Origin of the sequence: Nonomuraea antimicrobica (assembly GCF_039536965.1) — a bacterium.
GTDB classification, from domain to species: Bacteria; Actinomycetota; Actinomycetes; order Streptosporangiales; family Streptosporangiaceae; genus Nonomuraea; species Nonomuraea antimicrobica.
Genome location: NZ_BAAAZP010000057.1, coordinates 25,528 through 40,357 on the forward strand (window position 1 = coordinate 25,528; position 14,830 = coordinate 40,357).

Genomic DNA, 14,830 nt, shown 5'->3' on the forward strand with positions numbered 1-14,830 from the left:
CGGCCACGTCTCCCTCGGCCTGGGTGAGGAGGCGCAAACGCGTCGGCCGAGCCGGGTCCGTTCGGGGTGTACGCCTCCAGTCGGTGATCGGGGCTGTCGGGCTGCACCCAGACCTGGTAGTCCACGCTCAGCGCGCCGACCGTGGGATGCCGCAGGTACATCGTCCCGACCGTGCATTCAAGCAGCTGACCTGCTAGTTCGCTTGACAAGCCTAGATAAGAAGCGACTCACCCCTCTACCTTGTGACCAGCGCTACGGCTGGCCCTGACCTGCACAGACACCGCGCGTTCCTGTCCCGGTCCTTCGACTGCCCGCATTCGATGCACGCGCGCTCGGGCCTCAGTACATGCTGAGCGCGTCGACGCGGTCCATGAGGTCGGAGTACTCGCTGTCCGCGTCGTCGATGATCTCCTGAGGTGTACGCGCTTCGCGCCATCCGAAGTGGTCCTCGGCGATGCGGGCGATCGCGGGTTGCGGGTCGGCGTCCCAGTAGGAGGAGCCGAAGGTGATGGCCTCGTAGGGGCCGATGCCGCCCGCGAGCAGGTAGAGCAGGTCACACAGGTCCGGCGCGACCGGCCCCATGGCGCCCTCGCTCTCGAGGAAGACGACGGGCTGCTCCTCGATCGAACGTCCTTGGTGGACCAGCCAGAAGGCCGCCAGACCGCCGCTGCCGTTTTGGCCGAACACCCGGAACTCTCGTTCGGCCGCGGGGTTGCCGGTCCACGCGTGCGGTCCGCCGAACGTGAAGTGGTCGTGCGTCTCGAAGTCGATCTCGCCGAACCCGTGCGCGTCCTGGTGGTCGTGCAGTGCCCGCAGGGCCGCGGGGAAGGGTTCGTCGGCACTGGGTTCCGGCCAGGACGGGTACTCCCGCGCCGGCGAGGCGACCAGGACCGCATCCGCCGACTTCAGCAGTTCAGGATCGTCCTCGTCCCGCTCGTTGAGCGTCAGGAGAAACCAGATGAAGCGGCCGTCGTCGTGGTAGCGCGCCTCGAGGGTGCTGCGCTCGTCGCGGCGCAGGATGTGGACGATGTTCCCGTACTCCTGGACGCTGCTGTGCAGTGCCCGCGTGCGCGCCTCGGGCTCGGGCAGCGCCGTGCTGAGGCCGTCCCCCATCGGCAAGTGGTAGTCCTCCTTGATCCACACCTTGGTGAGGTAGCCGAGCAGCGGACCGCGTCCCCGCACCCGCACCGAGGGATAGCAGCCGGGCACTCGCGCGGTCGCCTGGTAGGTGAGCTCGAACCCGTGCGCGTCCGAGCCGGTAGGGGAGATGTCCTCCCGGTCGGTGAACGCAGGAAGGGGCTCCAGGGGGTAGGTCCGGTGCAGCTCGATCAGGCCCGGGTCGTCGGTACGGCGGCCGAGCAAGCCGTCGAGCAGTTCGAAGGGGGGCGATTCGATCATGCCAGCACGCTATCGCCCGATCCGGACACTTCGCCGCCGGACGGTCCTGCCGGCGCGGTGCGGCTCACCCGAGGCCAACGCACCGATTTACGAGGATGAGATGGAACTGCTCATCGCCGACGGCTCAGCTGGGACGCTTGCGTCGCGGAAGGGGCTGCTGTTGTCATCATCGGCGGCTTGGTGATCGCCTGGCAGCGGATGGGGACCGGACGCGGTAAGGAAGTCGCCGAAGGTGCGCCAGGCAACGGCAGAAGACACACGCGCGTAACTCGCTCGCGACGAGCAAGGGCAGGCGGCTCCGCACCGACAGCAGCGGCCGACCCGCCCACGTGACCGGGCAGGCGCTCCGCAAGATCCTGCTCAAGCGCATCGACCAGGCCGCCCAGCGGGAGCCCACAAATCGGCGGGCAGAAGTTCGCGCCGCACGACTTCGGGCGGACTTTCATCGGCGACATGATGGACGCTGGCGTAGAGCTGGCCATCGCGCAGGCCCTCGTGGGCCATGCCTCACCGACCACGACCGCCCGCTACGACCGGCGGCCGAAAGCCACCTGCCGCACCGCGGTCCAACGGCTACATTTGCCGGGCCGGGCTACCCCGCCAGTCGCCCATCCAGGGCCGTGATGGGCGGTTGCACGCCGGCGGCGGTGCTCAGCCCACGCTCATGCCGGGCGCACGCACGAGTAAGGGAGGTAGCCGTAGTTTTGAGCGGGAGTAGCCCACTGGACTGTCTCCCAGAGGCTTCCCCAGCCTGAGCGGCCACACATTGGGGGATACCCTCCGCCCTCCAGTTGGCACTGCGGTGCCTTCTCATACACTATTGTGCCGCCCGGGATCCACCCGATGACCTTCGATGAAATGTCGGGATTCGAGAACAAGTCGATACGGCGGCCGACGTCGCCGACCCGCATTGGTTTGCCATCGCACCGCCCTGCTTGTAGTGGTGCGGCCAGTGCTGGCGTCGAGGTAGTGGCCATCACCAACGCACTGGCGATTGCGACGGTGAGCTTTTTCATGGTTTCTCCCGTGTGTGATTGCCAGGCGGCAGATGATTTGCGGGGGCGGCGAGGCCCGCTTTACTCGCTACCCTGGCCCCATCACTGATAGTAGCCAGACGTGTCTGGACGGTAAACTGATTAAGGGCGACCCGGTGGGTCCACGACCTGGCCGGCAAACGTGGTGACGCCGAATACGAACGGGTCGACCTGCAGGACTATGGCCTGGGCCATCTGGACGAGCCGAACATCCCCGCCATGGGCGACTACCAGCACGAGCACACCAGGCGGTGGTCGGCGAAGATCGACCGTGCACTGGAACCGGTCGGCGAACCTGTACGCCTGGTCGGCGCGCGGCCGGTGCCCGGTGGTGGTGAAGAAGAAGCTGTCGCAGGCCGGCGAGCGGCAGAGCCGGTCACGCCGGGCGGCATAACCGGCCAGCATGCGTGCGGTGCTGGGATGCAGCGGGACGTGGCGGGTCTGCCGATTCTTACCCACCACGGTGAGCATCGAGGCGCTCAGATCGACATCGGCGCGATCTTAGAGGCCGCGCATATAGGCCAGCGCCTACTCTCTCGGCTCCGACCAGTTGAACCGGTGCACGAACCGCTCGTGCAGAGCGGTCAGTCCGCCCGGCCACAGCCTGACATCTCAGCAGGGCCCCTACCCACAACCACCCCAACGACCAACCTGGCCAGCTGTCAAACACCTTTGCAGTATTAGCATGAGCGGTGATCTTGGCCTCCGGCGGCCGTGTCCCACCGCGGTCAGCCCGACCCGTAGGAGAGACGTGGGCGTCACAGCGACACTGCGAAGCGTCACCGAGGAAGAACTGAAGCGCGCCAGGCGGGACCCCTCGTACGCGGCGCGCCTCATCCACGAGACCCCCGAGGGCGACAAGACGCCGCTCGACTCGAATCTCAGCGTCCAGCGCCGCACCTTCTCCATAGAGCGGTTCTCGCTCAACCTGTGGGAGGCGCTGGTCGGGAACGCACCACTGAACATCTTCATGGACGGGGACTACGTCGACCTGAACTGGGACTACGAAGAAGACGACGAGGACGAGGACGAGGACGACACGAATCACGACGAGGACGAGGACAGCATGGCCATGGAACTCGATCCCGCAGATATGACTGAACTGGCCGGCTGGCTGCGCGACATACGGTTCGCCGACGCGTGCGAGGGCAGCGGCGAGGCGTTCACCGTCGACGGCGACGGCTTCGCCCACGACGACTACGGCTTCGTCGACGAGGACGAGTTCAACGATTTCCGCACCTTCGTCCTCGCGGTGGCCGAACGCGGCGAGGGCGTGCTGTTCCACTTCGCCTGAAGGCTGTCCCGCATCTGCCCGCGGCTGTGCCGGCGGGAGTCCGGCAACCAGCTGTAGGCGTGGGAAGCCGTCTCGGGCAGCCGCATCCCGGTGCTGGTCACGAGGCCATACGCGGCAAGGCCAATCCTCATGCCAGAAAACCCCGACCGTGTGGAGTCCCGACGATGGCCGGCCGAGGCGCCGACCCAAGGGCCTGCCGAACCAGACGCGTCTGATCGGTCAGGAGCTGATGGCTCTCTGGCCCGACCTCCGGTTCGAACCGGCGCACTGCGAGGCGGCCGGCTTACAAGTGGGGTGGATGGGCCGTGATCACGGTCGGCGGTTCGGGCGTTCGTCCCAGCGGTGGGTTGTCCATGCCCGTCGGATCAGGCAGCGGACAGTGATAATCGTGTCGGCGATGTCGAAGAAGGCGTCGAAGAAGGCGTCGAAGAAGGCGTCGAAGAAGGCGTCGATGACGGTGGCGCGGCGTTCGTAGCAGCGGGCGACGCGGTGGAAGGCGTTCTGCCAGGCGTGGGTGCGTTCGACGTGCCATCTCTGGCCGGCCTGGATCGGTGCTTTCTCGCCTTTGTGTGCGATGCGGCCGTGGAGGCCGCGTTGGTTGAGGAGGGCGCGGGTGGTGTCCGAGTCGTAGTCGGCGTCCAGGTGCACGGTGATGTCGTCGGGTAACGGTCCGAGGTCGTTCAGGCGGTCCAGGGTCGGGGCGAGCAGCGGGGAGTCGTGGCGGTTGGCGCCGGCCAGGACACGACCCAGCGGGATGCCGTAGCCGTCCGTCATGCCCGAGCGTTTCAGCCCCTGTTTGCCGCGGTCGACCGGTGAGCGTCCGGCGACCTCGCCGCCACCGGGAGCCTTGGTGATGGAGCCGTCGACGGCGATCCGGTCGAGGACGAGGCCGACGATCCGGTCGTAGGAATCCAACGCGATCTGCTTGAGCAGGGCGAAGACGCCCAGCCGTACCCACTCGTCGCGACGGTTGCGGATCGTGGTCGCTGAGCATGTCGGGTCGGCTATCGCCTCGTAAGAACAGCCGAAGCGCAGCAGTTGCAGGAGCTTGTCGAAGATGATCCGGTCGCTGATCCGCGGGCGATGGCAGCCGAGGGGATGGTCCGGATGGTACTCCGGTTGCTCGGGCAGCAGGGCCACGAATTGGTCCCAGAGCGGTGCGGTCAACCGTGATGGCAGCGCCGGCACGGGCCTCTCCAGTGATCACGAGCGTCGCAGCTCCATGATTACCAGGACCTCTGCCCGTTCTGCTACCGAGGTCCCCACCGCGCCTATCCGCGCGACCTCTAACACCCTTCCACCAGTATGGGCATCTGGGACTGCTTACCGCGGCTGGCGCATGCGGCCACAGCCGATAGGTCGATGGCCGAGTCCGCCGCGGTCTACGCGTTCTGAGGTCGGGGGGCGTAGGCGTGGAGAAACGTGTCGACCGTGGCCTGCGCCACGGCGCGCAGTTCGTCGTCCGGGACCTGCCGGGTACCGAGCCGGGAGCGCATCTCCATCGGGCCGGCAAGCAGAGCGAGGAACTGCTCGGCAGCCAGGTCGGGGTCGCGGGTGTGCAGCCGGCCGGAGAGAGTGAGCCGCGCCAGTCGGCCGGCGAGGGCATCTTTGATGCGGTGCGTTCCCTCCCGCTGGACGACGTGGAGCAGGTCGGGGAACTTGATGATCTCGGCGTGGATGAGCCGACGCAGCGCCCATGACTCTTCGGCGCAGTGGGATTGAAGGAGTCGGTGGCCTGCGTCCTCCAGCATGGTGCGCACGTCACCCCCGGGTTCACGTAGCTGTTCAAGCGCTGCGAGGCCGTCGGTGACCATGTCTCGCCGTGGCGCGGCAGAGGTTCCGGCTTCAGTCACCTGGCCATCGTATCGACTGCCACGTTTGCTTATTTGAACCGGTCAGTACAACTGTATGGGCCAGTTGGTTGCATTCCTGCCAGTCGAGCCGTTAAGTTGAACCGCCTGGTTCAAATAATGTTCTAAGAGAGTTGCGTCGCGTCTATGTCTGAAGTGCAGGATGGCCGCCTGGATGCCAGGCTGTTGCAACTGATTGGCGTGGTCCTGCTGGGCGGGATCATGGGGATCCTCGACAGCACGATGGTCGCTGTCGCAGCCGACACCCTCTCCCAGCAATTCCGTACCTCGCTGACCTCGATCAGCTGGGCCTCGACCGCCTATCTGCTCACGCTCACCGTCACCATCCCGGTCACCAGCTGGGCAATCGGCCGGTTCGGCGCCAAGCGGCTGTGGCTGTTCGGACTGATCCTGTTCCTGGTCGGCTCGATGGCGTCCGCGCTTGCCTGGGACGTGGGGAGCCTGATTGTCTTTCGGATCGTCCAGGGGCTCGGGGCCGGCGTGCTCGATCCGCTCGTGCTGGTGATCCTGGCCCGTGCGGCGGGTCCCAGCCGAGCAGGGCGTGTCATGGGCATGATGGGTGTTGTCCTGTCACTTGGCCCGGTGCTCGGGCCCGTGCTGGGCGGGGTTGTGATCGAGTCCCTGGACTGGCGCTGGATGTTCTACATCAACCTGCCGATCGGGATCGTCGCCTTCCTGCTCGCGATGCGTGTCATCCCGGCCGACCCGCCCGCCGGCCAGCGGTCCGACACGCGTCTCGATGTCCTCGGCTTTGCGCTCATGGCCCCTGGTTTCGCCGCCATGGTGCTCGGCCTCACGCAGGCGGGCGAGCACGCCGGGTTCGGCACACCGTCTGTGCTCGTCCCCATGTCCATCGGCCTTGTGCTGCTCGTCGGGTACGTGCTCCACGCGCTGCGTGCCCGGCGCACCCCGCCGCTGATCGACGTCCGGCTGTTCACCAGCCGCAGCTTCGCCGCGAGCGTCACGGTTCAGGGGCTCGTCGGTCTCGCCACCTACGCAGGCCTGTTCGCGCTGCCGCTCTACTACCAGTTGCTGTATGGGCACGGCGCCCGTGCGGCCGGGCTGCTGGTGGCACCGCTGGGCCTGGGTTCCGCACTCGCCATGCCCCTCGCGGGACGCCTCAGCGATCGGATGGGAGCCCGGAGCCTGGCCCAGGGCGGAGCGGTCATCGCAGCGCTCGGCGCATTCGCTCTTACCCGCATCGGTGGGGACAGCAGTGAAGTGTGGTCGGCGCTGGGCGCGTTCGCGATCGGTCTGGGACTGGGCGCCGTCGGCGCGCCGACGATGGGTGCGCTCTACCGGACGCTGCCTCCGGAGAAGGTGCCGCAGGGCAGCTCGGTGCTGTACAACCTCAACCAGCTCGGTGGAGCGCTCGGCGTTGCCCTCGTCACCCTCATCCTTGCGACTGCGGGTGCCGACAAGGGAAGCGCGGCCGATGCGGTCGGCGGATTCCACAGTGTGTACTGGTTTGTGACCGCCGTCTCCGTCATCATTCTGATTGCCACTCCGCTCCTGCCCGGCCGGCCCGAGACCCCGCCCGCCCCGGCGGCGGAGAACGAGCGTGCTCCCGCGGAAGAGCCCGTCGGCGGTGCTTGATGAGCACCGCAGGGAAAGATGCTCGTACCCAGCTGAGCTGATACACCGTTTCCCGGCACTACGGCCTGAGACATACGGAGCTGGTCCGGCCCGGTCCACGAGACCGGACTCGGACCGGACCAGCTCCTCACTGTCAGTGGGACGACTTTCTCCCACCGGGCCCGGCCACCCGCGACGTGCCAGCTCCCGCTCATCCGGCCGCGAATGCCCTCGCACACGGCGACCCGCGATAGATCCTCCGGACCGAGTCCATCTTCAAAGGGGAGTACCTCTGTGATGTCCACAATGTACGAATAACCGTCCACAACCCAGTGGCGCACAGGCGCCGAGAGCGACCGGATCGCGAGACTCAGACAGGCACTCGAAGCCGGGACGGTTACGTCCGACTTCTGGTCAGCGATCCAACGTGCCGGTACGCCACTCGTCGAGGAGATCGCCGACGACCCGGAGGGCGTCTGCGTAACCTTTCTGCTCCGCGCCGAGAGCACATCAAACCCGTGGACCCTGTGCGACGGGATCTCGCCGGCCGCCGCCCCAGAGTTCGCGTTGACCAACCTGGCCGACACCGACATCTGGTATGTCAGTGTCCGTCTACCACGGGGAACCCGGGTGACGTACACCTTCACCCGAGACGAGGATCTGAACGCTGCAGCCACGAGCTTCGATTCGGCGGCCCACCTCGCCGGCCGCACGGTGGACCAGTACAACCCGAAGACGATCCGTTATCCCGCCCCGGATTGGCCGAGTCCCTGGGGACGAACGGTCTCGCTTCTGGACCTCGCGCCCACCGATCCGCAGGCCGGTCGATCGGGTCGGGACGGTGCGAGCCAGACCACCGTCCACGAGCTGCGGAGCAGCGCGTTGGGAAGGTCTGCCCGGGTCTATGCGTACCTGCCGCCGGGACCCGCCCCCAGCGAGCTGACCCCACTCGTTGTCCTGTTCGACGGCTGGGAACTTGCCAACATCGGTGCGGTGCTGGCCGTCTTCGACAACCTGATCGCCGCGGGTACGGTGCCGCCGTTCGTCGCGGTCATGCCCGAACCTGGCGAGCACCGGATGGTGGATTTCAGTTTCTCCGACGACTAGCGCTCGTTTGTCACCGAGGAGCTGTTGGATTGGACGCGGCGGGAGTTCGGCGTGGGGTCCCGGCCGGAGCTGAACGTCATCGGCGGCGCGAGCCTCGGCGGCCTCACAGCGCTGTACACAGCGCTCGGCCGACCCGATGTCTTCCCCAACGTCATCTCGCTGATCGGCGCCGTCGGTCTGGCCAGATATGGCGAGCGCGACTGGCTCCTGCGGCAGTACGCGGAATCGCCCCGGCTACCGCTCAACATCTACCAGGCTGCCGGGCTCCTGGACAACGACGTTTTTCCCGGTGGCATACCGCCGATGCTCGACGCGAACCGACGCCTGCAAGCCGTCCTGCGCGAAAAGGGCTATCCGGTGACCTACCACGAGTTCGCCGGCGGGCACGACTGGGTCTGGCTCGCGGACACCTTCGCCCAGGCACTCGTTCACCTCCTCGCAGGTCCGTCAGGAGCGCACCAGCGCAAGCCAGTCCATACGGAAGGGAATCCATGCTCAACGTTGTGATCACCGGCGACACCGATGGCATCGGCCAGACTCTCGCGCACGTCCGCCCCTGACAGCCGGGCCGGGGGCACGCCGGACCCGGAGGAGTGGCGGTGGAACGTCCCCGGACTCGACCAGTCCGACGTGTGCCCCGCCTGACCGTCCGGGTTACGCCGGGCGCCACGTCCCCTGGGCCACCTGCGGTACGAACGTGTCCAGGTCGGCCACGGGGAAGCGCACCGTCTCACCCGTCTCGGCCGACAGGTACGCGGCCATCATCAGCTCGCTGACCTCGACACCGTGCTTCAGGCTCTCTCGCGGCTGCCGGCGGGCGAGGAAGTCCGCGGCCACCGCGCGGTTCTCCGTCGTGTACCCGTAGGTCAGCGACTCATCGGACACGATCGGCAGCAGACCCTGCTCCGCGCCCTGTTTCTCGACCAGGTCCTCGCCCTCGGGGGAGCGGATCTCACGGCTGAGAAACAGCTGCGCCTCGGTGTTCAGCGTGCTCGCGCTCATGGAGTACTCCGGTCCCAGCAGCTCGAACGTCAGCCGCAGCCCGGGTCCGACATAGCTCCACGACGTGGTTGCCTCGATGACCGCCTCCTCGCCGTCGCCGTTGCGGAACGAGATGGTCGCGTGGGCGTAGTCTTCGGACGGCCGCCGTGCGTAGTCGACGGCGCCGCCGTACCGCTCGGCCAGTTGCGCGGCGTGCCGCTTGCGCGACCACTTCAGCGAGGCGATCTGCGTGCTCACCGACAGCGGGGTGAGCCAGTCCGACTGGTCCGCGCCGGGCGGCGTCAGCAGGTAGCGGCCGGCCTCGATCGAGTGGCACATCATGTCGCTGAGCACGCCGCCGCCCTGCCGCGTCCCGTCCCAGAACCAGGCGGCGTGCGGTCCGCTGTGCTCCTCGGCGCACCGGGCGAGGTACGGCGTGCCGGCCAGCGCGGCGCCCCTGGCCCACAGCAGTTCGTGACCCCGGGTGACGGCGGGCGCGTACACCTGGTTCTCCAGGTAGGCGTGCAACAGCCCGGCGCCCTCGACCAGCTCAAGCACGCGGCGGGCCTCGGCGAGGTTTCTGCCGAGCGGCTTCTCGACGGCGATGCCGACCAGGGACGCGCGCCCGGAGGTGACCTCTTCGGCGATGGTCTCGATGATGGCCGTCCGGGCGTGGTTCGGCGCCACCACCCAGACGGCGTCGACGCGCGGGTCGCGGGCCAGCTCGCGCAGGTCGGTGTAGGCACGCGCGTCGCCCACCCGCAGCTCGCGGCAGCGGTCGGCCAGCGCCTGGGCGCTCTCGGCCCGCGGACTCTGTACGGCGACGACGTCGGCGTCGCGGACGCCGGTCCACGAGGTGACGTGGAAGTTCGCCATGAATCCGGCGCCGACGATGCCGACTCCGAGCCGTTCGCTGTTCTCCATTGTGGAAGGACCCCTAACTCTGAAGGCGTCGCTGCCGCCCGTAGAGCGACAGCAGGACGAGCAGGACGGCGCCGTTGACGATGGTGCGTCCGGCGCCGCCGATGTCCAGCGTGGTGAGCAGACTTTGCAGAATGGTCAGCACGATCGCGCCGACTGCGGTGCCGGCGTAGCCGCCGATGCCGCCCGCCAGCAGCGTCCCGCCGATCACGACGGCCGCCACCGACGGCAGCATGTACTGGTCGGCGAGGTCGAGGAAGACCGACTCGGTGTATCCGAGCAACAGGATGCCGGCCAACCCGGCGAACGTCGCGGACAGCACGTACGCAAGGATCAGCGTACGGTTCACCCGGACACCGGTCAGCTCCGCCGCCATCCGGTTGGCCCCGACGGCGAACAGGTTCCAGCCGAACGTGGTACGGCGCAGCAGCCAGACGGCGAGCAGCCCGAGCAGCAGCCACAGGAACAGCAGACCGGGCAAGTCGGCGATCACCCGTCCGTTGACCAGCGACGTGAGCGCAGGCGCGGCCCGGCCGCTGGCCTGCCCGCCGGTGTAGGCGAGGATCAGCCCCTGCACCACGCCGATCATACCCAGCGTCATGACGAACGGCGGGATCCGCAGCAGCGTGACGCCCAGCCCGTTGACCAGCCCGATCGCCGCGGCGACCAGCAGGGCCAGGACCACGGCAGGCACGATCTCGCCGTCGTCGCCGGCCATCATCCGCGACCCGATGATGGCCGAGAACGTGGCCACCTTGCCAACGGACAGATCGACACCACCGCCGCCGGCGATGATCACAATGGTCTGGCCGATCGCGATGACCCCGAGGAACGCCGCCACCCGCATGAGGTTGACCAGTTGGCCGTACCCGGCGAACCCGGGCGAGACGATCTCACCGACGATCACCAGGACGACGGCGACCGCGCCGGCCAGTGCCACCGGTCCCGGCCGCCAGGCGAGGATCCGTCGAGGCGCCTCCACGGTCGGTGCGCTCATGCCGCCGGCCTCCTCTTCTGCAACGCCGGGATACCGGCCAGGGCCAATGCGAGAATGATCACGACGCCGTTGACAAGCTGCCGGTACGTCGTCGGTACGTCGGCGAAGAACACGATGTTCGTGACCAGCGCGAGGACCATGGCGCCGAGGATCGACCCGCCCGCACCGCCGCGCCCGCCCGCCAGCGCCGTCCCGCCGATCACCACCGCCGCCACCGACGCGAGCGTCAACTCGTTCCCGACGAACGGGTCGCCGGAACCGGTGTTGGCCAGGATCGCCAGCGCCGAGAACGCCGCGAACACCCCGCCGAGCACGTACGCCCAGACGCGCGTCCTGACGACCGGCACCAGCGAGGCGTACGCGGCGTCAGCGTCGCCGCCGACGGCGTAGATGTGGCGCAGCACGCGGTGCCGGCGCAGCACCCACCAGAGCACCGCGAGCACGAGGATCGCCAGCAGCGCGGTCGGCACCCCGAGTACGGCGTCGCGGTACGCCGTCGTGACCTCAAGCGGCACCGAGCCGCCGGGGGTCGGCAGCACCACCAGCGCCAGCCCGGAGAACACGAAGCTGGTCGCGAACGTCGCGACGATCGGCTGCAGCCGCAACAACGCGACCACGAGCCCGTTCAAGGCACCGCAGGCCAGCCCGACACCCAGCGCGGCGGCCACGGCCAGCGGGACCCGGTCCAGCCGCTCGTCGACGATCTGAACGGCGACCACGCTGGCCAGCGTGACCTGTGCGCCGAGCGAGAGGTCGAGGCCGCCGCTCAGCACCACGAACGTCTGCCCGACGGCGATCGCCACCAGCGGCACGAACGTCGCGAAGTTCGAGGTGAGCGCGTAACTGCTCCAGAAGTTCGGCTGCAGCGCCGTGTTGACGACGACGGCCACCACCAGCATCGCCACCGTCGCGGCGCCGGACAACTGGGCGCCGGGCAGCCGGATCTCGCGCGGCCAAGCCCTGTTCTTGGGCGGGGCGTTCACAGCGACTCTCCCGGAGCGAGCCGCAGCGCGCTGGACACCAGCCGGCTCTCGGTGATCGCCTCCGCGCTCAGCTCCTCGGCGACGGCGCCCTCGAACAGCACCAGCACGCGGTCGCTCAGCTCGGTCAGCTCGCGGTTGTCGCTGGAGTTGAGGATGACGACGGCGCCGTCGTCGGCCAGGCCGCGCACGATGGCGTAGATCTCCTCCTTGGCGGCGACGTCGACGCCCTTGGTGGGGTCGTCGAGCAGGACGACCCGCGGCCGGTCGAGCAGCCACTTGCCGATGACGACCTTCTGCTGGTTGCCGCCGGACAGCGTGGACACCGGGTCGGTCAGGGAGCCGATCTTGATTTGCAGCCGCTCGACCATCGACCGGGCGGCGTGTCGTTCGGCCGCGGCGCTGAGGGCGAGCTTCGCGCGGGCCCGGCGGTGCATGCTCGCCAGCGAGAGGTTCTCCTGGATCGGCCGGGGCGCGAACATGCCCTGCCGCCCGCGGTCGCCGGGTACCAGGGCGACGCCGGCGCGGGCGGCCCTGGCCGGCGAGCTCAGCGGCAGCGGTCGGCCGTCCAGCAGCGCCTCGCCCGCAGTGACCCGCGCGGCGCCGAACAGCGCGAGCAGCAGCTCGGATTGGCCCTGCCCTTGCAGCCCGCCGAGCCCGAGCACCTCACCGGCGCGGACGGCGAAGCCCACGTCACGCAGCCGGTCGGTGGTGAGTCCGCGTACCTCAAGAGCCGCCGCCGGCGACGACGTGGGGTCTGCGACGGCCCGTGCTCTCGCGGGCCGGGGCACCCGGTGCGGCGCGTCGCCGACCATGAGCCGGACCAGTTCGTCCTCGTCGGTGGCCGCCAGCTCGACGGTGCCGACGGTGCGGCCGTTGCGGAGCACCGTGGCGCGGTCGCAGAGCGCGAACACCTCGTCCAGCCGGTGCGACGTGAACACCACCAGGACCCCGGCCGCGCGCAGCTCGCGTACCACGTCGAACAGCACCTCGACCTGCTCCTTGTGCAGGGACGCGGTGGCCTCGTCGAGCACGAGGATCCGGGGCTCTCGGGCCAGCGCCTTCGCGACCTCGACGATCTGCTGCTCGCCGGGATCGAGGGAGCCGGCCGGCCGGTCCAGCGGCAGCCGGCCGGAGAACGCGGCGGTGAACCGTTCCAGCGCGCCCGCGGCGCGGTCGCGGGCGGCGCGGTGGTCGAGGAACCCCAACCGGCGAGCCGGCTCCAGCCCGAGCACCACGTTCTGCGTCACCGTCAGGTCGCCGACGATGCTGAGCTGCTGGTAGACGGCGGCGACGCCGAGCGCGTGCGCGTCGCGTGGCCCCCGGATGCGCGCCGCGGCACCGTCGATCCGGATCTCGGCGGAGTCCGGGACGACGGTGCCGGCCAGTGTCTTGTCCAGGGTGCTCTTGCCAGAGCCGTTCGGGCCGAGCAGGGCGTGCACCTCACCGCGCGCCGCGGTGAGGCTCGCCCCGTCGAGCGCCTGGACGCCGCCGTACCGCTTGCGGACGCCGGTCATCTCCAGAAGCGTGTTCACGCGAAGAATTCCGCGGCCTCGGCGCGGGTGAGCGAGCCGTCCAGGCAGTACGCGTCGCCCTGGGCGCTGACCTCGCCCCAATACTTGTCGAAGGTCGACTTATCGACGGTGTAGGGGATCGGAACGGTAACGGTGTTGCCGTTGATCTTGCCGGTCGCGAACTTCTTGCCCTCAAGCACGTTGACGGCCACGTGCAACGCGGAGACGGCGCCGCCGGGCGGGTTCACGACGCCGATGCTCTCGAAGTCGTCGCCCCGGGCCTTTTCCCACAACCGCATGAAGCCAACCCGGGCCTCGCCCGAGACCTTGATCTGGTCCAGGCGGCCGGCCGCCTGGACGGCGCGGAACACGCCCTCGGCCATGCCGTCCTGCGCCCAGACGCCGTCGACGTCGGGGTAGGTCGCCAGCAGGTTCGTCATCACCTGCTGCCCGGTGGCCTGGTCCCAGTTGCCGTCGGCGACGGTGAGCACCTTGACGCCGGCCTTGGCGAAGACATCTTTGGCGGCGTTCCAGCGCATTTCGTTGGCCGGGTGGCCGGCGACGCCGTTGACGACGACGATGTCGCCGCCCTTGCCCACCTGCCCAGCCAGCCACTCGGCGGAGATGCGGGCCCACTCGGCCTGGTCGATGACGACGTTCGTGACGTCCTTGGAGGTGACCGCCTGATCGACGGCGAACACCTCGATGCCCTGCTGGGACGCCTCGCGGAACACGGCGTCCAGGGCGGTCTCGGAGTTCGGGTTGACGATGATCGCGTCGACGCCGCGGTTGATGAGGTTGCGGATCTGCTGGATCTGGCCGTTGACGTCGGTGTCGGCGCTCTCGACGACCAGTTCGTCGACGACGCCTTCCTTCTTGTATTCGGCGAACGCCGTCTCCAGGCCCTTGACCATCTGGGTACGCCACTCACTGCCGACGAAGCCGTTGCTCAGCCCGATGGTGTAGGGCCGGTCGGCGGCTGCGCCGCCGCTGCCGACGCCCGAGCTGCATGCCGCCAGGAGCACGGCCACGGCGCCGGCCGCGGCACCCACGCGCCACCCTCGACTCGGTCTCGGCATCAGGACCACACCCTTTCTCGGCGACTTTTCATCCAGTGCGAGCGATAAGTGGCCTAATGGTGCCCCACAGCAGGGGGTG

The 14,830-nt window shown here is 68.6% G+C and carries 11 protein-coding genes and 1 pseudogene; 3 read left to right on the forward strand and 9 right to left on the reverse strand.

Annotated elements, in window-relative coordinates; genetic code table 11:
• Nucleotides 1–339: 339 nt before the first annotated feature.
• Nucleotides 340–1,398: a hypothetical protein gene (locus tag ABD844_RS15615; RefSeq protein ID WP_344877455.1), complete on the reverse strand. Its 1,059-nt coding sequence runs from the start codon at nucleotides 1,396–1,398 to the stop codon at nucleotides 340–342.
• Between the two features lie 1,136 nt (nucleotides 1,399–2,534).
• Nucleotides 2,535–2,903 carry a site-specific integrase gene (locus ABD844_RS15620; protein WP_344877456.1) on the reverse strand — a complete coding sequence of 123 codons (369 nt, stop codon included), beginning with the start codon at nucleotides 2,901–2,903 and terminating at the stop codon, nucleotides 2,535–2,537.
• A gap of 280 nt (nucleotides 2,904–3,183) precedes the next feature.
• On the opposite strand from ABD844_RS15620, the gene ABD844_RS15625 reads away from it, so the two are divergent.
• Nucleotides 3,184–3,726 (forward strand): hypothetical protein, encoded by a 543-nt coding sequence (locus tag ABD844_RS15625; RefSeq protein ID WP_344877458.1) that lies wholly within the window; start codon nucleotides 3,184–3,186, stop codon nucleotides 3,724–3,726.
• 309 nt (nucleotides 3,727–4,035) lie between these two features.
• Here ABD844_RS15625 and ABD844_RS15630 read toward each other — a convergent pair whose 3' ends face one another.
• The gene (locus ABD844_RS15630; protein ID WP_344877460.1) at nucleotides 4,036–4,914 is read right to left on the reverse strand and encodes an IS5 family transposase; all 879 of its coding nucleotides are present in this window, start codon (nucleotides 4,912–4,914) and stop codon (nucleotides 4,036–4,038) included.
• A gap of 194 nt (nucleotides 4,915–5,108) precedes the next feature.
• Nucleotides 5,109–5,477: a TetR/AcrR family transcriptional regulator C-terminal domain-containing protein gene (locus ABD844_RS15635; protein ID WP_344877462.1), complete on the reverse strand. Its 369-nt coding sequence runs from the start codon at nucleotides 5,475–5,477 to the stop codon at nucleotides 5,109–5,111.
• 246 nt (nucleotides 5,478–5,723) lie between these two features.
• On the opposite strand from ABD844_RS15635, the gene ABD844_RS15640 reads away from it, so the two are divergent.
• The gene (locus tag ABD844_RS15640) at nucleotides 5,724–7,193 is read left to right on the forward strand and encodes a DHA2 family efflux MFS transporter permease subunit (protein WP_344877464.1); all 1,470 of its coding nucleotides are present in this window, start codon (nucleotides 5,724–5,726) and stop codon (nucleotides 7,191–7,193) included.
• Nucleotides 7,194–7,661: 468 nt separating this feature from the next.
• Nucleotides 7,662–8,786 (forward strand): annotated as a pseudogene (locus tag ABD844_RS15645) (alpha/beta hydrolase).
• A gap of 147 nt (nucleotides 8,787–8,933) precedes the next feature.
• On the opposite strand, the gene ABD844_RS15650 reads toward ABD844_RS15645, so the two are convergent.
• Genes ABD844_RS15650 through ABD844_RS15670 form a run of 5 tightly spaced genes read right to left on the reverse strand, consistent with a single transcriptional unit; the run spans nucleotide 8,934 to nucleotide 14,724 of the window.
• Nucleotides 8,934–10,184, reverse strand: coding sequence for a Gfo/Idh/MocA family protein (locus ABD844_RS15650; RefSeq protein ID WP_344877466.1), 1,251 nt, complete (start codon nucleotides 10,182–10,184; stop codon nucleotides 8,934–8,936).
• A gap of 13 nt (nucleotides 10,185–10,197) precedes the next feature.
• Entirely contained in the window at nucleotides 10,198–11,178 is a 981-nt protein-coding gene (locus ABD844_RS15655; protein ID WP_344877468.1) for an ABC transporter permease, read from the reverse strand.
• Complete coding sequence (locus tag ABD844_RS15660) at nucleotides 11,175–12,161, reverse strand: ABC transporter permease (protein ID WP_344877470.1); 987 nt, start codon at nucleotides 12,159–12,161, stop codon at nucleotides 11,175–11,177. Before ABD844_RS15660 ends, ABD844_RS15655 begins: the two co-directional genes overlap by 4 nt.
• Nucleotides 12,158–13,693: a sugar ABC transporter ATP-binding protein gene (locus ABD844_RS15665; RefSeq protein ID WP_344877472.1), complete on the reverse strand. Its 1,536-nt coding sequence runs from the start codon at nucleotides 13,691–13,693 to the stop codon at nucleotides 12,158–12,160. The genes ABD844_RS15660 and ABD844_RS15665 overlap by 4 nt, the downstream gene beginning before the upstream one ends.
• Nucleotides 13,690–14,724, reverse strand: coding sequence for an ABC transporter substrate-binding protein (locus ABD844_RS15670; protein WP_344877474.1), 1,035 nt, complete (start codon nucleotides 14,722–14,724; stop codon nucleotides 13,690–13,692). Before ABD844_RS15670 ends, ABD844_RS15665 begins: the two co-directional genes overlap by 4 nt.
• Nucleotides 14,725–14,830 lie beyond the last annotated feature (106 nt).